The sequence below is a fragment of the Saccharopolyspora sp. NPDC002686 genome, from assembly GCF_040295745.1.
In the GTDB taxonomy this organism is placed as follows: domain Bacteria; phylum Actinomycetota; class Actinomycetes; order Mycobacteriales; family Pseudonocardiaceae; genus Saccharopolyspora; species Saccharopolyspora oryzae.
Map to the genome: position 1 here is coordinate 1 of NZ_JBEOVY010000384.1, position 6,859 is coordinate 6,859.

The 6,859-nt window shown below is 68.4% G+C and carries 7 protein-coding genes; all 7 read right to left on the reverse strand.

The genetic code is table 11. The annotated features are described in order from the left end of the window. Positions 1-381: 381 nt before the first annotated feature. Positions 382-723 (reverse strand): hypothetical protein, encoded by a 342-nt coding sequence (locus ABTZ89_RS33180; RefSeq protein WP_351052244.1) that lies wholly within the window; start codon positions 721-723, stop codon positions 382-384. A 546-nt stretch (positions 724-1,269) separates the two neighbouring features. Further along, positions 1,270-2,109, reverse strand: a complete 840-nt coding sequence (locus ABTZ89_RS33185; RefSeq protein WP_351052247.1) for an aminoglycoside phosphotransferase — start codon at positions 2,107-2,109, stop codon at positions 1,270-1,272. Then, positions 2,109-2,855 (reverse strand): AAA family ATPase, encoded by a 747-nt coding sequence (locus tag ABTZ89_RS33190; protein WP_351052250.1) that lies wholly within the window; start codon positions 2,853-2,855, stop codon positions 2,109-2,111. Before ABTZ89_RS33190 ends, ABTZ89_RS33185 begins: the two co-directional genes overlap by 1 nt. Before the next feature lie 8 nt (positions 2,856-2,863). Then, positions 2,864-3,751, reverse strand: coding sequence for a radical SAM/SPASM domain-containing protein (locus ABTZ89_RS33195; protein WP_351052252.1), 888 nt, complete (start codon positions 3,749-3,751; stop codon positions 2,864-2,866). Positions 3,752-4,446: 695 nt separating this feature from the next. Next, positions 4,447-4,896, reverse strand: coding sequence for a hypothetical protein (locus tag ABTZ89_RS33200; protein WP_351052254.1), 450 nt, complete (start codon positions 4,894-4,896; stop codon positions 4,447-4,449). Continuing rightward, entirely contained in the window at positions 4,893-5,189 is a 297-nt protein-coding gene (locus tag ABTZ89_RS33205) for a hypothetical protein (RefSeq protein ID WP_351052257.1), read from the reverse strand. Before ABTZ89_RS33205 ends, ABTZ89_RS33200 begins: the two co-directional genes overlap by 4 nt. Before the next feature lie 59 nt (positions 5,190-5,248). Further along, positions 5,249-6,454 carry a helix-turn-helix domain-containing protein gene (locus ABTZ89_RS33210; protein WP_351052260.1) on the reverse strand — a complete coding sequence of 402 codons (1,206 nt, stop codon included), beginning with the start codon at positions 6,452-6,454 and terminating at the stop codon, positions 5,249-5,251. Positions 6,455-6,859: the final 405 nt, after the last annotated feature.

Below are 6,859 nucleotides of genomic sequence, written 5' to 3' on the forward strand. Positions count from 1 at the left end.
TCCCCTCCACCCTGCCTGGCCGGCACCACCCCACGTTCTGGGGCTTCCCCGTACCGACTCACCCACCCCCCCCCCCCACCCATTCCGGGGGGGGGGGGCGCGCTTTCGTGGGGTGCCCGGCCTGCTGGGGGTTGAGGCCGGGCACCGCAGTGTCACGGAGGGGGGTCGTGACGGCGGTGACCATACCTGATCCCTCACCCGAAAGAGATTCACGTTGTAACTAGGGGTATTCGTCAAGCACTTCCCCTGCTGGATGTCCGGCCGCGTGCGGCCAGCCAAGGCGATCCGACTACGCCACAACGCACCCGCCCGAAAAGAACAACGCCCCACGTCAGAGCCCTGATCGGGTTCGGACGTGGGGCGCGTTCGTCGTTTACGCGTTCATGCGCTCTGGTCGAGCTGCTCGCCCTGTTGAACGGTCCGTGGACTGGTAACGCGGGCACGCGCCAGCAGATCAGCCGCGGCCGAGACGACGTCGTCGTTCTGATCCGCGATCCAAGCCAGCAACGCATGATCCCTGCTGCTGAGGTCCAGTCCCTTCAAGGGCTCGCGGAGGCGTTCGAGGTTGTCCATCACCCGCAAGGACCGCAGCTCGGCGTTCGCGTCATCGGGGTGGCCGGGCACCAGGAACGACCTGGCGATCTCATTCCAACGGGGAGCTGGAATGTCCGGCTGGCCGTTGTGGTGCTCTTCAAGGGTTCCCATCGCAGCCACCACCTCCACGCCCTGCAATTCCCTTGGTAGCAGCGGCATACGCACCACGGGGCGGGCTGAAAGTCCCAACCTACGCCCGCGCCCCTTGTCATACCAAGCGGTAACCAGCACGGTCTTTGTTGACGCTGACCTACGCAAAACGGGCGAGCGTCGGGGGCTTTGCTGGGATCAAAGGGGGCCAGGTGCGGGTGACTGTCGGGGCCGCCCGCACCGGAAGGTGCGATGAGGCGCCCCGCCGCGCTACACCAGGTGCGGGGCGCCTCGACTGCGTCGTTCCCCCGAGCCAACGGCGCGCGACCGAGCGCAGCGGAACAACCACGTGGGCCCGCCACATCGGGCCCTACGTCCTGGACGGGGAGCGGCCCAGGACGTAACGCGAAGATGGAACGTCAGCGAGACTCCTCGCGTATCCGCAACCTAGACCGGGCGGGCGAATCAACGCACATTTGCATTACCCCCCAGCTTGGTGATACAGGCGCCGCATCGGCACCCAGACGGGCGCCCCACGTCGTAACCCTGATCGGGTTCGACGTGGGGCGCGTTCGTCGTTCCGGCCTACGGTTCGAGCTCGTCGACCAGGCGCCGGAGTGGGTCGGCGAGTTCGGGGTGGTCGCCCATGTCGACGCGGTGCAGCAGGCGGGCGGCGACGTAGAGCAGTGCGGTGGTGCCGGTCGGGGAGTCGAGCACGTCGGCGAAGGTGTTCCACACGGTCGCGGCGGTGCGGGGCGCGAGGAGGCTGTAGCAGTACAGCGACGCCGCATCGGTGCCGACTGGGCCGCGCCCCCACAGCTCCCAGTCGAGGATGCCGAGCTCGGGTTGCAGCAGGTTCGCCCAGTGCAGATCACCGTGCACGGTTTCCCACTCGGACACCTCGATCGACAGGCCGAGCGCATCGCGGACGGCCTTGCGGATGGCGGGTTCGTCCTTGCGCATTCGCGCTGTTGGGGTCGAGCTGATCACGTCGAGGCTGCGCCGCAGCTCCGCCCACCACGCCGCAGGCAACTCGACCTCAGCCCGCAGAGCATCGGTGCCCGAGCACGGCCGGCCGGGGACGTGGGTCATCAGCTCGGCGCGCTGCCGACGGACTTCGGGGATCTCCCACTCGACGGCGTCGAGCACGCGGGGTTTGCGGATGCCGGTGATGGTGTTGGCGTCGCGGTTACCGGTCCACCAATCGCCCTGCGCCCATTGGATTTGCTCGGACACCACCCGCAGCCACCGGTGTCCGTCCGGGCTGTCCACGGGGGCACTGATCGACCGCAGCCGCCACCCGAACACCGGCTCGCCAGCCGCGACCGTCACGCCGAAGTGTTCGGCGGCGCGGTCGAGGTTGCCGCGCATCCATTCGGAGAATTGGCGGTCGGCCTCGGCGACCTCGGCAGCGGTCGGGTCCATCAGTCGATGATGTGCCGGAGGTAGCTGTCCGGGTTGTCGAGGTAGCGGCGCCAGTGGTCGACGAGTTCCAGTTCGTCCCACTTGATCCGCCGGAACCCGTGCTCGCCCACTTCGATGATGTCTGCGCCAGGGGTGGAGGCCAGGATCGGTGAGTGCGTCGCGCACACCACCTGCGCGCCGGTCTTGCCGAGTGCGTGCATCAGCCCGACCAGCCGCAGGCACGAGGTGAACGACAGCGCGGCCTCGGGCTCGTCCATCACGTAGAAACCGGGCTTGGCGAACATCGACCGGAACACCGCCAGGAAGCCCTCGCCGTGCGACATCTCCGCGGTGTTGTCTTCCCAGTAGCCCGGCACCCCGCCGAGATTTTCGGTCATCTGGAACGCGGTTTCAGCCCGCAGGAAAAAACCCTGCTTGCGGGAGCGGGGACCGCCGAGCATCCGCGACCCGGCTGCGGTGGTCTCCAACGTCAGCACCTCGCCGAGCGGGGTCTTGGTCGGATTCGGGCGCCCTCGCAACGCGGCGAGGCGACCGCCGTAGGAGTCCAGCTTGAACCCCTCGGCGATCGCCTCGACGAGCGTGGACTTGCCCGAGCCGTTGTCGCCGACGAAGAACGTCACCGGCGCCTCGAACCGCAGCCCCTCGTCGACGAGCTCGGCGACGCACGGCACCGTGAACGGCCACTGGCCACGCTCGGCGCGGCCGGGCCGGTTCGCCTCCCTGACGTAGGCACGCCGGACGAACAACAGGACTCCTAGGCGTCGTAGTTCGGCATACACCCGCCGTTGGGGCCGCACGGTCCGGTGCCTTGTGGCCAGCACGACGGGTTGCAGGCCGGACCACAGTTCGGCCCGCACTGAGGATCGCACGCCGACCTCGGCCGGGCGGCGAAGGCGGTGCGCAGTGTCTCGCCGACCTCGCCCGCCCGTGGCCCGGACAGGATGTCGGCGAGCGCACGTTCACGCACGTTGCCCACCGGCATCCACCGGGAGAACACGCACGGCCACACCTGCCCTGTCGGTGAGATCGCGATCTTGCCATCGCCGCAGTGCCCGCATAGCCCATCCAGCCCGGCCGCGCCGGTCCGCACGCCCCGGCCGAACTGGCGCAGCCGGTCGTTGCCGATCTCGGTCACCCCGAGCTCGCGCAGCTCGGCCACCGCCTGGGCGCTGCGCTGCCCCTCCCAGAGGTTCACCACTCCCGCACGCAGCGGGATCGAGCGCCGCAGCGCCTCGCGGATGTTGGCCCTGGTCCGCTCGTAGGTCGGGCGCCGGGTGATCGCGGCGTGCTCGCCGGGCTCGGTGGAGTAGTACGACGTCGCCAGCCGCACGCCGGGCTGGGTGAACACGTCCCACAACACCGGGTGGATGCTGACCATGTTGGTGAACACCTCGACCTCGACACCCCGGCCGAGCGCGTGGTTGACCAGCGCCGGTAACGCCGGGTTCAGGGTCGGCTCACCACCGATGAACTGCACCATCCTCACGCCAAGCTCGGCGGCCTGGTCGACGACACGCTGCCAGTCGCCCAGCTGCATCGCACCGTGGTCACCAGCTGGCCCGGACTCGGCGTAGCAGTGCGTGCATTCCAGTTGGCATTTCCCCGTGATTTCCAGCCACACGAACGAAATCCCGTTGTCCACAGTGAACCTCCGAACTCGCTCTTGCCCTGTCCGTCCATTCCAACTCAGTTGGTCCGCGTGCCCCGGTGCCGTTCGGGGGTTCGGCACCGGGGCGGTTTCCTCGGGGACCGCCCCCGGCGCGCTCGGGTCGGTTGCGGCGCCGCTGCCGCGCGTCGACCCCTGCCGTAGACCCGGACTTCCCCACAAACCGGGCCCACTCGCCATCGGCAGTTCGCGCCGGGGGCGGAGGATGGCCGGGTGGCGCCGGGGGTCGTCGCACACCCGGCCATCCGGGTGCCCGTCCGCCCTGGGGGGCAGCGTTCGGGCACTGGGACGGCGGGAACACCGGCCAGGGAGGGGCCGAGGCCGGGATCCCCGCCGGGCTCTACAACTTCTGCAGCCCGGCGTAGAGCTGGCGCAGCGTCCACTGCGCGTCGCCATCGCGGCGGGATCGTTGAACGGCAACCCGGTCTCGACGAGTGGCAGCAATCGCGTCTCCACCACCGCGAGGTCGTCGGCAAGGTCACCGTGCATCACCACGCGCAGTCGGTGCCGACCACCGGCGTCGTCCTCAGCGTCGGCCTGGTCGAGCAGATGCTCAACGGTCAGCGCGCTTTCGCCCCCACCCGCGTGCTTGCCGAACTCGCCGAAGTGCCGCCCCGCCCACCAGGACGCCAGCACGACACAAATCAGGCCGAGAGCGATCCCCGCAGCGATCATCGGTTCGCCCCGCAGACATCGAGTTCGGCACGATCTTGGTTCCGCTGGCACGCAGGGCACCGTTGTCCTGACGGCGTGCCGGATCTGAGCCAGGCGCTCTTTCGGCACGCGGTGACGACGACGGGCTGCCCGTTCAGCGAGCCAACGATGGGAAGCTCAGGCACGTCGTGGCAAATGGACGGGTCGTCCCAATCAACTGCATAGGGCACATCCGGTGCCTGCTGCGGCTGCGGGGCGGGTGGGTGTTCATCACTGGCCAAGGCAGCGGCAATCACGACGCATTCATCGCACGGCATACCCACTTGGTCGCAGCGTTCGAGATCATCAACCCGTGCTGTTTCGCCGCACAACGCGCGCACCACGGCGCCCTGCTGATCAGCCGCCCAGGCGTGCACGGCTCGCTGGGACTCTTTTCCGACGCTGCGGCGAGCGAGGATCACGGTCATGACCGCACCTCGCCCCGGACCCGCAGGATCTCGGCGCGGCAGTCGCCGCACTCGGGCATGGTGATCCAGTCCAGCGGTGACGATTCGTCGAGGTTGACCCACTTGCCGCACACCGTCTGGCACTCGGCCTCTTGGCCATCCCAGCGGCGACCCCAGAACGCATGACGGGTGCCAACACGCACCCCAACCCCGTTGCCAGCCTCGTCGGATGCCGGTACCTGTTGGTCGGGTACCGGCATCCAGTACACCCGGTGGATGTGCGGGCTGGTGGGGCGGTTGTCGACCATGCTCATACCTGGAACGTAAGAGCGGTGATCTTCAGCCAGGTATGACGCTTTGTCCTACTACCCGATCAGCTCACACCGAGCGTCGAGGCGAGGTTTCGAAGTGCGCTCGATCGCTGCTTGGTGGTGTGCAGCAGCTCGCGAACGACGACCTTCGGCAACTGCTGGTGCTTGGCCCAGTTCGGCGACGACTGCACCGCTGTGGCCATGAGCGGCAGCGCCGTTTCGGGCTGACCGAGACGAACGTGGGCAAGCGCCCGGTCGGCAAGGTGGCGGCAGTGCGCCATCGTCGGCAGCGCAGCGCCTTGATTCGGCATCGTCGCCGCGGCGTCCACCGCCCTGTCGTAGTCGCCGAGCGCGATGTGGACATCGGCGGACTGCATCGCGATCAGCGACGGGCCAAATGTCGTGCTGTAGTCGTTGCGGTCCTCCCCGAGTCGCCCGGCGACCTCGGCGGCTGCGTCGAGATAGTCCCGCGCCGCTGCGGCCTTCCCGGCCCGTGCTGCGGCGTTGCCCGACTGCATCAGCAGCGATCCGTAGGCCGACAGGTGCGGGGCCGGTGCAGAACCCTCGGGCTCGATGTCGGCCGCCGCGCGTTCCGTGAGCATCATCGACTCGGTGTAGCGGCCGGAAACCATCAGCTGCCACGCCAACGAGCCCTTGACGGTGGCGTGCATCCAGGGATCGCTGCCCTCGGTGGCGAGCCGTACCGCCCACCGGGTAGCCGCAGATGCGGCGTCGTTGTGCCGGAGGTGCATCAACGTTGACCCGGCCGCCCACAAGGTGCGGGACAGGGCGTAGGCGAGCGGTGGCTTGTCGGCGAGGTTCGCAGTGACGTATCCGGCGCGCAGCCCGTAGATCAAGTTCGGCAGCGCCGCGGCCGCGGCGTCGTGGTCACCGGACCAGTAGATACCCCACGCGTACACCTCAGCGCGCTGCGCGTCGGCAACGCCGAGCGGGTCGATGTCGGCCGGTGGTCCGATCAGGTCATCGAGGTCGGTGACAGCGTGCCGCAACTCCACCGCGCCCTCTTGCGGCGCCTGATCCGGGATACGGGCAGGACCGATCAAGTCGGCCAGCGTGACGTCCAGGGCGCGGGCGAGCTTGTGCAGGCTCGCGACGCTGGCTGTGGTCCGGGTGCCCTGTTCGAGCTTGCGCACCAGGTCCACGGACAGCTCAGCCTTGTCGGCGAGCTCTCGCTGCGTGTAGAGCCTGCCGCGCAGTTGGCGGATCCGGTCGCCGATCGGTTGATCAGGTTCGATGAAGCTACCCATGCTCACCCTCGATTCGCGGAGTCGGGGTTCTCGCGGATTGCCCCCGGGGGCCAGCCGGGGGCGTGATGACCTCCGCGAGAAGGTGCACCGCCAGCGTAGCGATGATTCGATCAGGCGACGACCAACCGCGCACAGCGGGCTACGTCATCAACGTGGTGAAGGCGGAGAAGATCGACGCCTGAGCCACATGCACAGCGAGCGCTGGTTCGTATGTGGCGACGAGGCGGCCCCCGCTCGGGTTGGAGCGGGGGCCGCTGTGCGCCCTGGGACGGTCTGTCCCATATTTGTCCCACGCGCATGATCAACGATCACGCGCGAAATCCATTATGGACGGCTTTCTGTCACGAAGTTTGCCAGGTCAGCGGACTGCTGGACCCGCGAGGGCTCATGCACGTACATCATGTG

Coding starts and splice junctions, on each gene's coding strand:
- ABTZ89_RS33205 (WP_351052257.1), bottom strand. CDS start 5,189: ATGAGCATGGTCGACAACCGCCCCACCAGCCCGCACATCCACCGGGTG.
- ABTZ89_RS33210 (WP_351052260.1), bottom strand. CDS start 6,454: ATGGGTAGCTTCATCGAACCTGATCAACCGATCGGCGACCGGATCCGC.
- ABTZ89_RS33185 (WP_351052247.1), bottom strand. CDS start 2,109: ATGGACCCGACCGCTGCCGAGGTCGCCGAGGCCGACCGCCAATTCTCC.
- ABTZ89_RS33200 (WP_351052254.1), bottom strand. CDS start 4,896: ATGACCGTGATCCTCGCTCGCCGCAGCGTCGGAAAAGAGTCCCAGCGA.